The organism is Skermanella aerolata KACC 11604, assembly GCF_000936425.1.
Classification (GTDB): Bacteria; Pseudomonadota; Alphaproteobacteria; order Azospirillales; family Azospirillaceae; genus Skermanella; species Skermanella aerolata.
The window spans coordinates 1-16,572 of the sequence record NZ_AVFK01000071.1; the positions used below are offsets into that span (position 1 = coordinate 1).

General features: G+C 62.4%; 18 protein-coding genes. 8 read left to right on the plus strand and 10 right to left on the minus strand.

Going from position 1 to position 16,572, the window contains the following annotated elements; all coding sequences use genetic code 11:
- Positions 1-34 precede the first annotated feature (34 nt).
- The gene (locus tag N826_RS40980) at positions 35-613 is read right to left on the minus strand and encodes a phasin family protein (protein WP_052832693.1); all 579 of its coding nucleotides are present in this window, start codon (positions 611-613) and stop codon (positions 35-37) included.
- Between the two features lie 99 nt (positions 614-712).
- On the opposite strand from N826_RS40980, the gene N826_RS35955 reads away from it, so the two are divergent.
- Positions 713-2,368 carry an IS1182 family transposase gene (locus tag N826_RS35955; RefSeq protein WP_044437107.1) on the plus strand — a complete coding sequence of 552 codons (1,656 nt, stop codon included), beginning with the start codon at positions 713-715 and terminating at the stop codon, positions 2,366-2,368.
- 200 nt (positions 2,369-2,568) lie between these two features.
- On the opposite strand, the gene N826_RS35960 is transcribed toward N826_RS35955, so the two are convergent.
- From N826_RS35960 to N826_RS43870, 3 genes are all read right to left on the minus strand, one after another.
- Positions 2,569-3,279: a YsnF/AvaK domain-containing protein gene (locus N826_RS35960; RefSeq protein WP_044437109.1), complete on the minus strand. Its 711-nt coding sequence runs from the start codon at positions 3,277-3,279 to the stop codon at positions 2,569-2,571.
- A gap of 496 nt (positions 3,280-3,775) precedes the next feature.
- Positions 3,776-4,039, minus strand: a complete 264-nt coding sequence (locus N826_RS35965) for a hypothetical protein (protein WP_147041295.1) — start codon at positions 4,037-4,039, stop codon at positions 3,776-3,778.
- 481 nt (positions 4,040-4,520) lie between these two features.
- Positions 4,521-4,694: a hypothetical protein gene (locus tag N826_RS43870; RefSeq protein WP_157599412.1), complete on the minus strand. Its 174-nt coding sequence runs from the start codon at positions 4,692-4,694 to the stop codon at positions 4,521-4,523.
- A gap of 474 nt (positions 4,695-5,168) precedes the next feature.
- On the opposite strand from N826_RS43870, the gene N826_RS35975 reads away from it, so the two are divergent.
- From N826_RS35975 to N826_RS35990, 4 genes are all read left to right on the plus strand, one after another.
- Positions 5,169-6,533: a DUF2491 family protein gene (locus tag N826_RS35975; RefSeq protein WP_052832695.1), complete on the plus strand. Its 1,365-nt coding sequence runs from the start codon at positions 5,169-5,171 to the stop codon at positions 6,531-6,533.
- 46 nt (positions 6,534-6,579) lie between these two features.
- Positions 6,580-7,005 carry a DUF350 domain-containing protein gene (locus N826_RS35980; protein WP_044437114.1) on the plus strand — a complete coding sequence of 142 codons (426 nt, stop codon included), beginning with the start codon at positions 6,580-6,582 and terminating at the stop codon, positions 7,003-7,005.
- A 55-nt stretch (positions 7,006-7,060) separates the two neighbouring features.
- Complete coding sequence (locus N826_RS35985) at positions 7,061-7,831, plus strand: hypothetical protein (RefSeq protein ID WP_044437116.1); 771 nt, start codon at positions 7,061-7,063, stop codon at positions 7,829-7,831.
- A gap of 343 nt (positions 7,832-8,174) precedes the next feature.
- Entirely contained in the window at positions 8,175-8,672 is a 498-nt protein-coding gene (locus N826_RS35990) for a YciE/YciF ferroxidase family protein (RefSeq protein ID WP_044437118.1), read from the plus strand.
- A gap of 257 nt (positions 8,673-8,929) precedes the next feature.
- On the opposite strand, the gene N826_RS35995 is transcribed toward N826_RS35990, so the two are convergent.
- From N826_RS35995 to N826_RS41360, 4 genes are all read right to left on the minus strand, one after another.
- Positions 8,930-9,907: a YsnF/AvaK domain-containing protein gene (locus N826_RS35995; RefSeq protein WP_044437120.1), complete on the minus strand. Its 978-nt coding sequence runs from the start codon at positions 9,905-9,907 to the stop codon at positions 8,930-8,932.
- Positions 9,900-10,313: a YsnF/AvaK domain-containing protein gene (locus N826_RS36000; RefSeq protein WP_044437122.1), complete on the minus strand. Its 414-nt coding sequence runs from the start codon at positions 10,311-10,313 to the stop codon at positions 9,900-9,902. Before N826_RS36000 ends, N826_RS35995 begins: the two co-directional genes overlap by 8 nt.
- A gap of 14 nt (positions 10,314-10,327) precedes the next feature.
- A complete protein-coding gene (locus N826_RS44560; protein WP_044437124.1) occupies positions 10,328-10,573 on the minus strand; it encodes a hypothetical protein in 246 nt (81 codons plus the stop codon).
- Between the two features lie 312 nt (positions 10,574-10,885).
- Positions 10,886-11,727 (minus strand): IS5 family transposase gene (locus N826_RS41360; protein ID WP_244619778.1). Its coding sequence is split into 2 segments (ribosomal slippage): positions 10,886-11,349 and positions 11,349-11,727, totalling 843 coding nucleotides; the frame shifts between segments, so codons are not numbered across the junction.
- Between the two features lie 391 nt (positions 11,728-12,118).
- On the opposite strand from N826_RS41360, the gene N826_RS36020 reads away from it, so the two are divergent.
- Both N826_RS36020 and N826_RS36025 read left to right on the plus strand, forming a co-directional pair.
- Positions 12,119-13,063 carry a PhnA-like protein gene (locus tag N826_RS36020; RefSeq protein WP_044437126.1) on the plus strand — a complete coding sequence of 315 codons (945 nt, stop codon included), beginning with the start codon at positions 12,119-12,121 and terminating at the stop codon, positions 13,061-13,063.
- 131 nt (positions 13,064-13,194) lie between these two features.
- A complete protein-coding gene (locus tag N826_RS36025) occupies positions 13,195-14,151 on the plus strand; it encodes a YihY/virulence factor BrkB family protein (RefSeq protein WP_044437127.1) in 957 nt (318 codons plus the stop codon).
- A 174-nt stretch (positions 14,152-14,325) separates the two neighbouring features.
- On the opposite strand, the gene N826_RS36030 is transcribed toward N826_RS36025, so the two are convergent.
- Positions 14,326-14,790: a calcium-binding protein gene (locus N826_RS36030; protein WP_044437129.1), complete on the minus strand. Its 465-nt coding sequence runs from the start codon at positions 14,788-14,790 to the stop codon at positions 14,326-14,328.
- 398 nt (positions 14,791-15,188) lie between these two features.
- Between N826_RS36030 and N826_RS36035 the strand changes: the two genes are divergently transcribed.
- Positions 15,189-15,341, plus strand: coding sequence for a hypothetical protein (locus N826_RS36035; RefSeq protein WP_157599413.1), 153 nt, complete (start codon positions 15,189-15,191; stop codon positions 15,339-15,341).
- Between the two features lie 42 nt (positions 15,342-15,383).
- Here N826_RS36035 and N826_RS36040 read toward each other — a convergent pair whose 3' ends face one another.
- Positions 15,384-16,400, minus strand: a complete 1,017-nt coding sequence (locus N826_RS36040; RefSeq protein WP_063772369.1) for an NAD(P)/FAD-dependent oxidoreductase — start codon at positions 16,398-16,400, stop codon at positions 15,384-15,386.
- Between the last annotated feature and the right edge of the window lie 172 nt (positions 16,401-16,572).

Consider the following 16,572-nt stretch of genomic DNA (forward strand, 5'->3'; position numbering starts at 1 on the left):
GCGCTTGGTGATCGAGGAGGTCAGTGCCTGACATCTACGAACAGCTTCTAAGCTCGGCGCTCAGCAGCTCGCTCTGCGCCGCGAGAAGGTCCTGCGGGGTGCGGGCGCGTAGGATGCTGTTCAGGCCATCGGTGTTGCACTGCATGACGCTCCGCGTGGTGTCGGCCCATTCCCGCATGATCGCCTGGAAACCGCCGGCCAGCGTCGTGCCGGTCCGCATCATGACGTCCAGGTTCCGCTGGGTGCGGCCGGCCACCTCCCCGACCGCCCGATCCTGCGTCGCCGACACCTGGCCAAGCTGGTCAACCGCTCGCCCGGTCATCTCCCGAACCGCACCGGCAACCTCGCCGGCTGCTTCGGTCGAGCGTTCCACTGTCCCGCGCAGATCTCCGGCAGCCGCCTGTAGGTTGTGTTCGGCGGCATCCGCGGTCCGGCGGCTAATGTCGCTGCCGTTGGCTGCAGGGGTGGAGGAGTGGCGAGCCGCCTCGCCGATGGCTTCGGCGGCGTCGCGGACGGTCTTCCGGCCGGCAGCGGCGCCGGCTTCGCCAGCCTTCTCCGGAGCGTCGCCGGCATCCTGAACCGCCCTGCGGGTCTCGGACCTGGTCGGGGTCACGCCATAGAACGATGCTGTTGGCGAATTCGCTGAGGCGGCGGGTTGAGCGAAGATCAGCGCTGTTGAGGTTGGCAAAGGCTGAACCCTGGGAGACTGACCATGTCGCTGAAGCCGATGGAGGTTCCGCCGGTCCCGGAAGAGACCGCCCGTGTCGCCCGTGCCGCCTTTCCCAAAGGAACCCTCTTCCTGCGCTTCCGGGATGAGTTAGGGGTGATCTACCGCGACGAGATGTTTGCCGCGCTTTTTCCGAAGTGCGGACAGCCGGCAACGGCGCCCTGGCGGCTGGCCCTTATCAGCGTTTTCCAGTACGTCGAAGGCTTATCCGACCGCCAGGCTGCCGAGGCGGTGCGCAGTCGGATCGATTGGAAATACAGCCTCGGCCTGGAGTTGTCCGACCCAGGCTTCGACTTCTCGGTGCTGTGCGAGTTCCGGAGGCGGCTGGTCGATGGGGATCTCGGCCCGGTCCTGCTCGATGCGCTGCTGGCGCGCTTTCGTGACCAGGGCCTGCTCAAGGCGCGCGGCCAGCAACGGACCGACGCCACCCACGTCCTTGCGGCGATCCGCCAGATCAACCGCCTGGAGAACATCGGCGAGACCCTGCGTGCCGCCCTCAACGCCGTGGCGGCGGTGGCCCCCGACTGGCTGGCACGACAGGTTTCTCCGGAGTGGTTCGAGCGGTATGCCGTGCGGGTGGAAATGTCGCGCCTGCCCAAGGGCGAGACGGAGCGGCAAGCCCTGGCAGAAACCATGGGTGCCGACGGCCATGCCCTTCTCGCGGCCGTCTACGATCCGGCCGCACCGATTGGACTGCGCCACCTGCCAGCCGTGCAGACACTCCGCCTCACGTGGGTCCGGCAGTTCCTCATCAAGGAGGGCCAGGTCCGCCTGCGCCAACCGGCCGATACGCCACCCGCCAGCCTGAACGGCTACACGCCCTACGACACCGACGCGCGCTTCAGCAAGAAGCGCGACATAACCTGGATCGGCTACAAGGCGCATCTTTCCGAGACCTGCGACCCTGACGAACCCCACGTCATCGTCAACGTCCTGACGACGCCGGCGCCAATGACGGACATGGAGGTGACAGCCCTCGTCCATCAATCTCTGGCCAGCCGGAACCTGCTGCCCACCACGCATTTTGTGGATGCCGCTTACGTCGATGCGGGCCTGCTGACGGCGAGCCGGGCCGACCATGGGATCGAGCTTGTCGGTCCGCTGCTCCCTGACACCAGCTGGCAGGCCCAGGCAGCTGAGGGATACGACCTCCCGGCATTCCGAATCAATTGGGAAGCGCACACGGTTACCTGTCCGCAGGGGCAGATCGCCACGCATTGGACGTTGACCCTCGACAAGTGGGGCAGCGAAAGCATTCGTGTCAGCTTTCCCCGGCCGGCCTGCGCCGCCTGCTCCGCACGTCCGCAATGCACCCATGCCCGAGACGGCAATGCCCGCACGCTTTCCTTCCGCCCGCAAGCCGAACACGAGGCCATTCAAGAGGCCCGGCGCCGGCAGGAAACCGTGGAGTGGCGACAGCAATATGCTCGCCGCGCTGGGATTGAGGGGACCCTGTCCCAAGCAGTCGGCCGGTTCGGGCTTCGGCGATGCCGCTACATTGGATTGCCCAAGACCGCGCTCCAGCACATCTTCACCGCCGTCGCCCTCAACCTCGCCAGGATCGATGCTTGGCTTACCGGCAAGCCGGTCGCCAAGACCAGAACTTCCACCTTCGCTGCCCTTCAGCCGGCAATTCCCTGATCCCCGGCGAATTCGCCAACAGCATCGTTCTATGGTGTGACCCCTGGTCGTGGTGGTGGCCATAAACAATTTCCTCATGCTGAAGGGCAGCCCATCCGGGCGCTGTCCGCGATCCGGAACTGTCGTGCTGGAACCCCGGCATCTCCGGTCAGGTGCGCCATGCTCCCGGACGGGCAATTACTTTCTACGGATGCCAGACCTCACGACTTTTTGCCGGTGCCGGACCTGCCGTCGATCTCCTCGACAGTGACGTCCTGGCGGCGCACGGTGTCGCTGACGGTGACCTCGCGCTCACCGGCCTGCTTGCTCAGCGAGACTTCCTCGATAACGTGGGCCTGCTTGGAAACGACCGGCTTCTCGGATACCTCGGTCATCTCGACCGTGGTCTCCCGGAACGCCTTGTCAGCCTCCTCGGGCTTCAGGACCCTATCGGCCCGGCTGCGCTCGACCTCGACCTTTTCCTCGTGCAGGGTGACGGTCTCCTGAACCTCCTGCTCGGTGACCTCGGTCCTCAGGCGCTTGCCGCCGGTGGTGCGGGCGACGCCGACTTCTAGCTCCTCCTCGATCACCTGCGCTGTCTCGGTCTGTTCGGGTGCGCCGTTACCAATCTTCTCCAGCAGTGCTTCCGGGGTCAGGACCTCGAAGCGGCGCATGATGCTGAGGGCATCGTCGGCCCTGTCATCGGCGACCTCGGCCACGACCAGGGCGCCGCCCTGCTGCATCGCTTTGCCGTAGCGCCCGGCCTTGTCCCTGTCGTAGCCGGCCTCGACCAGACGGCCGGAGATTTTGGACGCCGCGACATCCTGGAGGATCTCGATCGCGGTCTTCCTGACGCCGGCTCCGGTCAGCTCGCCGAGTACCTTGGCGGCGATGTCGCCGTTCTCAAACAGCCCGATAATGGCAGTGGTCATGTCCAGTGTCCTTGCGGTGGTTCGTGGTGGATGGCGGCCGACCTCAGGGAGTCGATCTCGCATGTGCAGCAAACAGGGTGCGCCGCACAAAGTTCCAGAGACTGATAGAGTTTCAAGAAACATTCATTTTTTTTCAAACAACCCCACAACACACACTATGAATATCTACTATTCTCCCTGGTGATGAGAGGCTGTTTTAAAAACTACCCGATTGTTATAACCATCGTGGTCAAAGGTTAAATTTAACAATAATGTCACTTACCATGATCTGCATCAGTGTTTTACCTGTTGGGCATGCTGATCAGGAAGTATTCATTACTGAGTATGTTCTCTCGGCATCCCGCCAAAGTAAAGCGGCGTGGCACCCGATGTGCGGCGTGAGCGGCCTTCAGGGGAAGGCCGTCGCGGCTACAACAGGCGGCCACAGGCGCGATGCCCGCAGCATCGTACCAGCGGCCCTGCTGCCACTGAGGTGGAGGCGGTTCTGAAGTGGGAACTATGCCGGAGGTGTGCTCCCCGGAGCGGCAGGGAACTCGTGCCGGGGGTTCGGTTCGAGGTGGTGGTGTGCCTTCCTCGCGGCATTCTGGCGCTCGTCCGGCGTCCAGGCTGCCTTGCGCGCCAGGTTCAGCAGCTGCGCTCGCAGAATGGCAAACTGGGCTGCGTGTTCCGTGCCGCGCAGGCGCTCAGCCACCGCGTCCAGTGCCGAAACCGCGGCGGCTATTTCGTCCTTGATCATGGCGGCGCCTCCCTTCGGGATCATCCAGTCTACGACCGACAGCATAGGATTGAAACGACTAACGGACTATGACTGTCGGTGCGGATTTCACCGCCGCAGTCGCTCGGAATCACTGCCGACCGTAGCCAGGCTCCACTACCCGCCGGGAAGTTGAACAGATATCGAAATGCTTCCCTGAGCCCGATGATCATGGGAACGGCCAGTGTGGGTGTCTCCCAGGCGCGGGACAGGAAATAGCAGGCACACCGGGGCTGTCCCCGAATGCAGGCACCGCCGGCTGATTGATCGGGAGAGGCGATGCGGGGTCACCCGGCCGCCAGCATCGCAGTGCATGATGCCGAACAGGCTGGCCGCACACAGCGCGCGGTTCGGGGCCCTCGTTGGCGCCGACACCGCTTCGCCCTCCTGCGCGGCCTTGTCGCGGTCGCGCTAATGTGGTCCAGTCTGGAGAAGTTCGCCTTTACCGACTGGTTCTACCCGCTGATCGCGGAGAAGCCGTACCTGTCTAAGGCGTGTGATCGAGGAGCCCTATAGCATCGTCAATGTCCTGACGACAGCTGCGCCGGTGACGGATTTCGAGGCTGCCCACAACTGCGCCCAGATCCTTGAGATCCTTGAGATAGTCCTGGAAGCGCCGCTCCATCGCGGCGTCGAAGTCGGTTCCTTCGCTCATATCCATTAAATAAACATCACTCAATCCCGCGCAATCCATCATCCCCTATTTGGTAGGATTGCTGTCATGACGCAGTCCGTTGGGGTGGAAACCCGCTCTGGATGGTTGACGATTAAGTACCGCGGCCATGCGGCTCGACCCGTTCGGGAGGATCGACTTCTGCATATGATATGGCGATGGCTCAGGGTGGCCACATTAGGTGCCGCCCTGATGCTGACTGGCGCTCCGACACTGGAGCGTGTGAATTTGGGCGCCGGTCACCTTGAAATCACGACGCGTCTCCAGCAGGCGGAAGCACAATCGCGCTCACGCTCATCCGGCGGCTATTCACGGCCAAGCGGCGGCATGTCTCGTACGCCATCGTTCGGCTCCGGGGTTTCACGGAGCAGGACGCCTTCGGCCAGCGGAGGTTATGCTCGCCCATCTTCGCCCGGCGGCAGTTCCTTCAACTATGGCTCGCGGTCCTCGGGTGACAGGTCCATGTCACGCCGATCCGGTGGCGATGCGTTCGGCCGCTACCGCGCCCAGCAGGAGCAGCAGCGTCAGCCACCCACAGCGACTCCAGCTCCCTCGGCGCCGTCATCCCCCGGCTATACGCCCGGCTACGATTACGGCGGATCGCGGCGTACCGGTGGCTACGGTTGGGGCTATGGCAGCGGAGCCGCCAACCGGGGCTATGCCGATCGGGGTTACGCCGGTGGCAGCTTCGGCGGCTGGGGTGGCAGCAGGGGGTGGAACATACCGTCCTACGCCTCCCGCTCAGCATCCAGCTTCGGGATCTGGGATGGTTTGTTCCTGTGGTTCATGCTGGACAACCTGACCCGGCCGGGCTATGTGGATTTCTTCCATCATCAGCAGAACGACCCTGGCTATCAGCAGTGGCGCGCCGAGGCGGACCGCCTTGCGGCAGACAACGCCGATCTGCGGGCCAAGCTCTCAGCCCTTGACGCCAGACTGGCCGGCGAGAAGGACCAGCCGCGCGATCCCAATTACCTGCCGCCCGACACCCCGCGCGAAGTCGCGGTCGCCGATGGGGCGGAGGCCGATGCGGACGCTGGAGGCGGTTTCAGCATCGTCGCCATCATCCTCGTCGGCGGCGGCGTCATTTTCCTGATCTGGCTGTGGCGCAAGCAGAAGGGCGACCGGCCCGCCCGTTCCGGCGGAGGAGGCGGTTCCATGGCTTCTCTTAAGACGGCAGGCAACATCCTCCGTCAGAAGATCTCGGGCGAGACCTATACGCCTTCCCTGTTCCGCGTCGGCATGACGCTGACCCTGGACCCGACGCCCTTCATCCTGGCGGCGAGCAGCACCAAGGTCATGGAACCGACCGACGTTTCCGCCGGCGGCATGCTGGTCAGCGTCACCAGGGTCTCCACCGTCAGTGACGGCGCCGCGACGCTTCACCGGCTCTACCTGCCGGAGGAGAGGGGCTTCTTCCAGCTCCACCTGAACACGGCCGGGCAGCCGGATGAATGCCGCTTCTTTTCTCTGGTCGACGAAGTACATCCCGGCAGCGAGGACGAGTGGGCCTTCTGGCTCGACCCGGTGGAGGGGATGGTCGGCTGGCCTGAGTTCCAGACCAGGGACGGCAAGGTCTATTCGCGCCTGTGGACGCCGGGATCGTCCCGTGTCCAGCCGCGCACGCTCTATGAGAGCATCACCGACGTCAAAGACACGACATCCCGCACCTTCCACACCATGCTGTACGCGGCACCAACGGGCGCTGCCGACCCGGCGCCTGCCACGGAATACATCATGGTTTCGGCGATCGAGCAGGGCGATCAGGCGTGGGTGGAAGTTCATGCCGGCATCGACATCAACCCGGCCGCACTCTCTCTAACCTGATCGGCTCAGCCCGCCATGAGTAACCACCATAAAGCCAGGACCTTCCATGGAAAGTAATTTCGGCCTCGTCCTCAGCGGCATCAGTCAGGGACTTCCTGTCCTGCTGCTGCACTTCGTGGCGACCCTGCTGCTGCTGGCTCTCGGTGTTTTCTGCTACACGCGGATTACACCGTTTCATGAAACGGAACTGGTGCGAGGTGGCAATATCGCGGCCGGCATCGTGCTGAGCGGCACCATCGTCGCTCTCGCCATTCCCCTCGCTGCCATGCTGGCCACCAGTATCGTGCTGCTGGATATTATTATCTGGGGGATCATAGCGCTGGTTCTCCAGTTCGCCGCCTTCGGTATCACGACCCTGCTGTTCCGCGGGATCAAGCCGCTGATCGAGGGTGGCAATGTCGCCGTAGGACTGGCTGTCGCCGCAGGTCAAATCGGCATCGGCCTGCTGAATGCTGGTGCGCTGGCTGGGTGATCCCCATGTCCGGATCCAAGATTCAACACCAATCCCAAGGAACAAGGAACCTGTCATGATCCCATTCATTCGCAACCTCGTCGGCGTCAAGACCGATCGTGCCGTTCAGGCCAGTGTCGAGGCACTGGTTCGCTGGGATCCCCAGGCGGCAACCGAGGCGGAACTCCGCACCATGGAGCAGCACCTGGACGATCTGGGCCTCCAGGTTGCCCAGGCCCGCGCCAGCTATGAGCGCGAGAAGAAGGAAGCTGACTCGATCAGCGCTCTGTCACGCCAGCGCCTCGCAGCCGCCGAGCAGATCGAGAAGCAGGCTGCCGCAGAAACCGACCCCACCCGCAAGGCTGCTTTCGAGAAAAGCCTTGGCACCCTGGTCACCATGCTCGAGGAGATGGCGCCGGAGATCGAGCGGGAGGAGGCTGAGGCCAAGGATGCCCAGGATTTCCTGCAGATGCTGGAGCAGACCTATGCCGACGCCGGCACCAAGCTGAAGCTGGCCCGATCCGAACTGGAACGCGCCCAGCGCGACATGTCACGTGCCCAGCAGCAGCGGCAATCCGCTGAGCAGCGCGCTGAGGCCGCACGTCAGGCGGCGGGGCTGGCCGGCGCAACCAGCGGCCTCAGCGTTGCCCTCAAGTCGATGCAGGATGCGGCAGCGCGCGATCTGGCATCGGCCGAGGCGGCGTCAGCCAAGGCCCGCCTGCTGAAGCCGACAAAACCTGAAGAGGACGACCCGAACATCGCCGAAGCATTGCGTCTCGCCTCCGGCAAGAATCCGGCGCCGACCAACCTTTCCGACCGCTTGGCAGCGATCCGCGGTCGGCAGTAAGGCTGAGCACGAGGGCTGCGGGAAACATCAATGCACCACAAGTACGAAAACGGCCGACGGCGACGCCGGGAGGACCGCTGTCCGGCGCCGTGCAAGGGGAGGGAGGCGGGGACGGGCGAGGCCGGTCCAGACCGCCACACGAACAGAGGAGATATCGGCAACCACTCGAACGTCGATGTCAATCAAGGTTTCAGCCGACTTCAGCGACGTGGCCGGACAAGGTTCCGCCATCAGACAGTGCTGAAAGTCATAGAAATCATTGTTTGGCAGCGCTGTTGTGGATCAGGGCCTGAATGCACCATGCGGTACAGGTCAGGAACAAAGCACAGGAAAGGGAGCCACCATGTCCGAACAAGCACTCAAGGACCTTCTGATCGAGGAACTGCAGGACACCTACAGCGCTGAAACGCAGATCCTGGAGGCCCTGCCGAAAATGGCCGAGGCGGCATCGTCCCAGCAGCTGAAGCAGGCCTTCCAGACTCATCTCCAGGAAACCCGCGGCCAGGTCCAGCGTCTGGAGCAGATTTTCCAGAAGCTGAATGCCCAACCCGGCGGCAATACCTGCGAAGCGACCCAGGGGCTGATCGAGGAAGCGGAGGAGCTGATCGGCGGTGGCCATCCGCCGGAAGTTCTCGATGTGGCGCTCGTCATGTCGGCCCAGAAGGTCGAGCACTATGAAATCGCCAGCTACGGCTCGCTGCGCACCCTGGCCGAAACCTGTGGCATGACGGAAGTCGCCCAGCTGCTCCAGCAAACGCTTGAGGAAGAAAAGGCAACCGACGAGAAGCTGAACCAGATCGCCGAGGGCGAGGTCAACGCCAAGGCCCTCCAGGCTGCCTAGATCCGCCCTGGTCCGGAAAACACATGCGGGGGAGGCGTTCCACGGACCTCCCCCGTACCCTGAAGCACGGTTGGACCAGTCAGTCAGAGGACAGGTTCAGTTATAAGCCAAAGTTCGTTCATGCAGACCTATAGCAGGCATCCGAGCCGCATTCAGCGCCGACGATTGAAGGGAGACAAGTTGACGTGGGTCGCCGAACTTGTCTCCCTTCCGGCAGTCCAGCTCCTACTTGAGCTGAACGCAAAGAAACGATCCGATCAGATGTCGGAGCGGTCGAGATCGCGATCACTCAGAGGCCGCTTGCCTGCCACGTCGGTGCGGCTGTCCTCGACTTCGACCTCGGTACGGCGGACGGTGTCGCGAATGGTGTGGGCCTCTTCGGTGACGTCCTTGCGGACAACCACTTCCTCGACCACCCGCGCCGACTTGGCGACAACCGCTTCCTCGTCCGTTTCCGTCACTTCGATGGTCCGCTCGCGGAAAGCATCGGCGGGAAGATCGGCGACGTCGCGACTGACCGCGCGGCGTTCGACATTGATCGTCTCATCGCGGAGTGAAACGGTTTCCTCGACCGGCGTCTCGATGATCCGCGTTCTGACACGGACACTGCCGCGCTCTACCTCCCGCTTGCCGACCCGGAGGCTTTCCTCGACGACGGGAATGACTTCTTCACGATCGCTGTCGATGCCGCGCCGGGTACCGATCCCACCGGCGTCGACGCCACGCAAGCTTGAGGCCGCGGCCGACAGGCCCGAGCTGTAGCGCGAACGTTCCTCGGCAGCGGCGGTTTCGTCGTAGTCGGCAGCCGAGGCGTCGTAGCTGGTCCAGCCACCCTGCCGGTACAGCTCTGCTCTTTCGTCCGCATCGACCGGATGATGCCGCTCGATGATTTCCAGCACCTCCGAGGTATGGCTGTCATCGACCTGACCGATCAGGAGAACGCCGCCGCGCCGGACAGCCTCGCTGTAAACCTGGGCCTCGCTCTCCGGAACGCCAAGACGGGTCAGCGACGAGGTCCTGGATGCCGGAGCGCCAAGATCGCGGCTCACGGAGCTGAAAAGGCTCGATCCGCTCGAAGCGCCGGATGCCGTCGCGCCTCCGCTTGTGGCGGCGCTGCTGGATCCATCACCGGAAACCGAGAACTCGCTGCCATAGCCGGCGGCGCGGAGCTCCTCGAGAACCTGGTGAGCGGCGGCCTTGTCGTCATACAGAGCCAGAACAGTCTGTTTAGTCATGTTGGTCTCCTGAGATTTCAGACACAACGTCGTCAACACCGGTGCGTGTGATTTCGGCACGCTCGGAACGAAGTGTCACGGTGAACAGCTCGGTGCGCTGTGTCGTCTTCCTGCGAATATGGATCTCTTCCCTGAGCACCAGCCTGGTGACGAGAACAACCTCCTCCTCGACGATCGGGATGATCATGACATCACCGTGCTGTCGGATTTCAGGGGCGGTCTTGACCACCCGTCCGACAGCGATGCGCTCGACCTCGACGTCCTGCCGGTCAAGCGTCTGCTCGATGGCTTGGTCCCTTTCCACCACCCGGACATCGATCCGGAACCGCCCCTGGTCCACCTTGCGCCTGGTGACGGAAACAGCTTCCTCGTAGAGGGGAATGATCGTTTCTTGAACGTCGGACATGGTGCGGGAGCCGATCAGAAAAGTATCATCGCGAGGATGATCAGCACCACGACGACGGCCACGATCCAGCCCCATGTCGGTATGGCGGCAAACACGCCCGCGCTCGACTTCGCGCTTGCCTTACCAGGAGTGCTGGTACCTTCAAAGCTATCCAAGGTCGGGATGGTTCCTGAACCCGGGCCTGTCTCTGTTTGCGAACTCGAGGTTGAAGTCGAGCCGGGCACGTCGTAAACGCCCGCTTTCCTGGGCTGGTCCGCCATCTGCATCCTCGCCGCGTCACTGGGGAAAAGTCACAGCGCAACACGAACGATCGCGGGAAAGTTCCATAGATCAAAAGTGACAGTTCTGCATTCTGCTGGGAAGATGGATCGGTAGGTAAACATAGCTTGGTGGCGAGGAACAGTTCCTGTTGCAGAAAACAGAGTTTGGTCGAGGCAAGACGAATGATCAGCTGAGTGGTTTCCGAGCTGACGTATTCTTTCCTCAACGATACTGCACTTTGCACACAGGAACTCAGGTAACTGCTCAACCCACCCCCATGCCGACAAATAACTGACTGCCCGCTTTGAAAGTTAGGGAGGTGGCAGGCGCTTTCGGTTTGGGAGGGCGAGGCGCTGTAGCATCATGCGGATGGCTGCGAGGGTGACCATGGCTTCGGAAACCTCCGGCAGTTCCTCATAGTCTTTGGACAGGCGCCGCCATCGCCCGAACCATCCAAAGGTTCTTTCAACGATCCCTCTGCGGGGGATCACGACGAAACCGGTAGTGCCGGCGATGCGGCGGACGATGATCAGCGTCAGACCGAGCAGAAAACAGGCGAGCAGGACAGGCAACCGGTTGTAGATGCTGTCGGCGAAGACGACCTGGAGCCAGCAGTAGAGATGCTTGATCTTCTTCAGCAAATCCCAGGCGCTGTCAGCATCCTGAATATCAGCGGCGTGGACGATGACGCCGAGCAGAAAGCCGGAGGTATCGACCCCGATATGGCGCTTGCGACCTTTGACCTTCTTGGCGGCATCGTAGCCGCGAGGCCCCCCTTTTCCGTGGTTTTGACGCTCTGAGTGTCGATGATAAAGGCTGTTGGGCTGGCTTCCCGTCCTTCGGTCTCGCGCAGCGTCGTGACCAGGTAGTGGCGGATGGTCTCCCACACCCCAGCCTCCAGGAAAGTTCGGAAATAGCCATAGACTGTCGGCCACGGCGGAAAAGCGGGAGGCGGTGGCAGGTGGCGCCACTGACACCCGGTGCGCACGACATAGAACACGCCATTCAGCATCCGCCGCATATCGGTGGTCCGAGGCCGACCGCCGGGTTTCGGCGGTGGGATGAACGGCTCGATCAGGCGGTACTGATCATCGCTCAGCGCCTGACCGGAGCCAAAGTCCCCAACCAGCGCTCGATCCTCGGGTGTCCACATCGTGGCCTCCAGAATGGGCATCTCTGCCCTTCCAAACAGCTACAGACGTGACCTTTCACCCCCGCCCGATGGGGCTGACTGCACTTTCAAAACGGGCAGTGAATCACAACGGTTTTCTAAAACGCCATACTGCGGCGCAGCAATAATGCAGAATCGAGCGACAAATAAAGCTTAAGCATTGAGTTCTGTAATTATATTTTTATGTCGTGCGACACGACGTGTTTCACTTGGGCATGGAAAATCCGGCCATTTCGGATCGGACCGGAAAAATCTTCTGATTCAACGCCTTGCACCAATGTGGGTGGGTTGATCAGTTACGAACTCAGAAGGTGAGGGAACGAACTTCCTAATCTCTGGTTTTCCGCACATCATTCAGCAGGAGTACGGAAACATGGCAACCCCAAACATGCCAGTAAAGGAAGGCGTCTATGATACGCCCGGTACATCCGTGGGATTACAGACGGATGATGTTCGTACGGTTCTCCTCAACAAGATCTCCTGGGGTGCGGTGATTGCCGGCGTCGTAGTCTCACTGGTAGCCCATCTCATCCTGAACATGATCGGCATCGGAGTAGGGGCCTCCACCGTCGATGTCGCGGCGGCCGACAATCCCGCCGCATCATCCTTCTCGATCGGTGCCGCGATCTGGTGGACCGTGTCCGGCATCATCGCGGCGGTCCTGGGCGGCTACACCGCCGGCCGCCTGTCGGGAAAGCCGAAGAACGCTACCGCAAGCTGGCACGGCCTGGTCACCTGGGCGCTGACCACTCTGATGATCTTCTGGCTTCTCTCCTCCGCGGTGGGCGGCATCCTGGGCGGCATCTACAATACCGTCTCGGGCGCCATCGGCAGCGTTGGCAGTGCCGCCGGCACGGCAGCCCAGAGTGCGGCGCCGTCCCTGGCCAACGTCTCCGACCCGTTCTCGCAGATCGAGCAGTCGGTCCGCTCCTCAACTGGCGGAAACGACCCGCAGGCGCTGCGTGATGCAGCCGTTGCGGCTGTACGGGCGTCGGTGACCGGGGATCAGGCGCAGGCCCAGGAGGCCCGCGAGCGCGCCGCCCAGGCGCTGTCGAAAGCACAGGGTATTCCGGTCGAGGAAGCCCGCAACCAGGTTCAGCAGTACCAGCAGCAGTACCAGCAGACCGTCGATCAGGCGAAGCAGCAGGCAACCGAAGCGGCCGACACCGCCGCCAGCACCATCGCGACCGGAGCCCTGGCCGCGGCGATCGCCCTGCTCCTCGGAGCCGTCGGTGGTTGGTTCGGTGGCCGTGCGGGTGCCGTCGATCCGGTTGTCACGGCTTCGACCACCACGACATCAGCAAGGCATAGGGTCTAATGGTGAAAAGGGCGTCCAAACGCCGGTGAACGTCCAATATTCAAATCGGTCTTTCCGCTGTCACCGGGGATGTTTGCTGGAGATCCTGGCAAACATCCCCGTTCCTTTTTCTCCGGCCGCTGTGGCAAATCATGCCTGACGATCACGCCTCCAGCCGTTCCGACAGGAGCGCCGCCCATCCGGACGAGATATCCGATGCCGGCTGGTGGGAAATCCTGAAGCGGGTATGGCAGGCCTCCGCGGAGAAGTCTCTCTGGGTTGCGGCGGCCGGGGTGGCGTTCTTCGCCTTCTACGCCCTGATCCCGATGTTCGCCGTGCTGGTGCTGGTCTACGGACTGTTCGCCGGAACCGCAACCGTTCAGGACCAGATGCAGGAGCTTGGGGGCATCCTGCCTGAAGAAGCGGTCGAAGCTCTGTACAATCAGCTGATCGGGACGGCGAGAGACGCCGGGGCGAGTTTCGGATGGGGACTGGCCGGCAGTGTCATGATGATGATCTGGAGCATACTTTTCGGCATGCGGGCGCTGATGGCAGGTCTCAACCACGCCTATCATGAAAGGGAGACACGCGGCTTCCTCGTCCTGAACGGACAGGCGCTGTTGCTGGGCTGCGGCGGACTGGTGCTGGTAATCGGCTCTGTCGGTCTTCTCACGATAGATGTCGTCATCCCGGGACTTGACGCGGCCGGACCCTTCTGGAGTGCCGCCATCGCGATCTCCCGCTGGCTTCTTCTGGGTGCGATCCTGATCGTTTCGCTGGCGCTGTGCTATCGCATTGGCCCGTGTCGCGCGGCTCCGAAGTGGCGATGGGTCGCCTGGGGTGCCACGGCCGGCGCCGCCCTGTGGATACTGGCGTCGCTGGGGTTCTCGCTCTACGTCCGCCACGTGGCGAACTACGCGACGGCCTACGGCGTGGCGGGGTCTGTGCTGACCGTGATGATCTGGCTTTACCTGGTTGCCTACGCGGTCCTCATCGGCGCAGCTCTGAATGCCGAAATGGAAAGGCAGACATCACGGGACACGACGGTCGGAGCCGACCGTCCGGTAGGTGCCCGCGGCGCCAAGGCGGCTGATCACAAGCCGCAGTGAGCGCCGGCAAGCAGGTGTCACAATAGCTGGCGCTGAAAATCTAAACCGTAGAGGGATCCTAACCCCGGCTTTTGAGGCCAAGTGGCTTTGGCTGCCGGAAAGGGCGAGAAGACGCTGGCCGGGATGGTTCCGCAGGTTGACATCCATCCTCCACCAGATCACCCGGCGGCAAGCTCAGGCCAGCAGGAACCAATCTGGGGATACCTCGGTCTCATCGATCCCATTGAGGCCGATCGTCGTGTTGCCATAAACCAGAATGGTTTGCCCGGTCACGGTCGTCGTCGCATTGGCGAGGATATTCCCGACATCGTTGGGCGTGCCGCCCAGCAGCACGATCTGGTCGCCCGGCACTGGGTAGAGGTAATCGTAGGACGCTGGAGTGAAATCGGTGATCGTGTCGTTGCCGTCATCGGGGTCGAACACGAAGATGTCCGGTTCTGGATCAAGAAACCCTTCGAGGCTTGCTCCGGCCAGCAGATCGTTTCCATTGTTGCCGTCGATGTGGTCTTCACCGAAATCACCCACTATGATGTCGTCGCCGCCGTAGCCGTACAGCTCATCCTGTCCAACCGACCCAACGAGCGTGTTGTTGTAATCATCCCCAAAAAAGACGTTTGTCCAAGTGTAGTCGATAGCCATGCTCTCACCTCCAACACCTTATCGATGACAGGATCAACAGCGTCGATGCTGATTTAGTCCGGCATGATATGTTGATGCCTGGAACAGGCTGGCCTTGGCGCAGCAGGGATCGACATAGCCGCACACCAGCGCAGCACAGATTGTGCCGTCGTGCCGAACAGTTGGGCGACGACGTTGGACGATAGGTCATAGTCATACAGGCTGACAGCCGCATGCCGGGACTGAACATATAGTCGGTTCAGGCACGCCGTATCCTTGCGCCGCCCATTTCAGGGTCTGCGAGCCCTGCCGCTGGGCGGGGAGCTATGGCGGAAACTGGGTGATGACGAGGTGAGCAAGGTGGCGTACCGAGGTAGATGGTTGAAGCCTGCCTGAACCTCCAGAGGAGCGATAACGCCATGAACGAGGATAGCAGCCTTGTTCAGCTTCACTGGCCCGACGAGGTCGACGATCCGGTGATCGCGTTTTTGCGGTCTGGCGCGTACCGGTTGCTCGAACAGGCTATCGAGGCTGAGGTGGATGCCTGCGTGTGGGGTCAACGAAGGACCTGAAGCTGGCCAGTGGCCAGGTCCACCTTGTTCGGCATGGTGGCTCTACCTCCTGACCTGGTCTGCGAGCTCGTCGCGAGCGCCCAGCGTCGTATCCGCCGACTGTTTCGGTTCCGGATCGGCGGGGGGAATGGCGCCGTTGGGTGGGATCATGCCGTCGCGGCGGCGGAGCAGGTTGTGGACGGCAGTCGCGGCGACTGCGGCCTGGCCCATGGCGACGGAGATCTGGTTGAGGCCCTCGACTATATCTCCGGCGGCGTAGAAGCCGGAGACCGATGTCTGGCAGTGGCTATCCACGATCACGCGCCCCTGGTCGTTCATGTCGGCTCCGACCTGAACGGCAAGCGTTGAACGGGCCAGCGTGCCCAGTGCCGAGTAGAGCGTGTCGAACTCCAGTTCCTCGCCGCTCTTCAGAATGACTTTGGTGATCCTGCCGTCTTCCTCGGTCACCCGCTCGACCTGCTCCTCAACCGTGCGGATGCCGAGTTCGGAGAGCTTGTTGCGGTCCTCGGCGGTCAGGTTCATCGGTGTGCCGAGCGTCAGCATGGTCAGGTCGGCGGTGTAGCCGCGGATGAACAGGACCTCGCCCATGGCGTCGCGGCCATGGCCGATTACCGCGACCTTCTTGTCTATCACTTCATAAGCGTCGCAGATCGGGCAGACGCGGATCAGACCACGCTGGACCGCGTCGAACAGGTCGGGCAGGCGCGGCTGATCGTCGATCACACCCGTCGCCAGGATGACGGTCTCTGCGGCCAACTCTTCGCCCGCTTCGGTGACGGCGACGAAGCCAGCCTCGTCCAGGCGCCGCAACGACTTGATCGAACCGGTCTCGAGGCGGGCGCCGTACTGTACAGCTTGGCAGCGCATACGATCGAGCAGGTCCAGCCCGTTGATCCCGTTCATGAAGCCTGCGTGGTTATGGGACGTTGGTATCCAGGCGCATCGGCTCTTCGCTTCATCGACCACGAGTGCCGAGCGCCTGAAACGGGCCAGGTAAATCGCCGCCGTCAACCCACCGGGTCCGCCGCCGACGATCAGGCAGTCGAGCTTGCCAGCCATGTTCTCTCCCGCCGAGTAAAGTTTGTAGCGCCATCAACGGACCGCGACGGCCGGCGTTCCTTGCCTGAAGCTTTCGTTTCCTGCGTCAGCCACTGAATGAGACCCATCAGTAGCGGTGGCTTCAGAAGCTGTTCGTAGATGTCAGGCACTGACCTCCTCGATCACCAAGCGC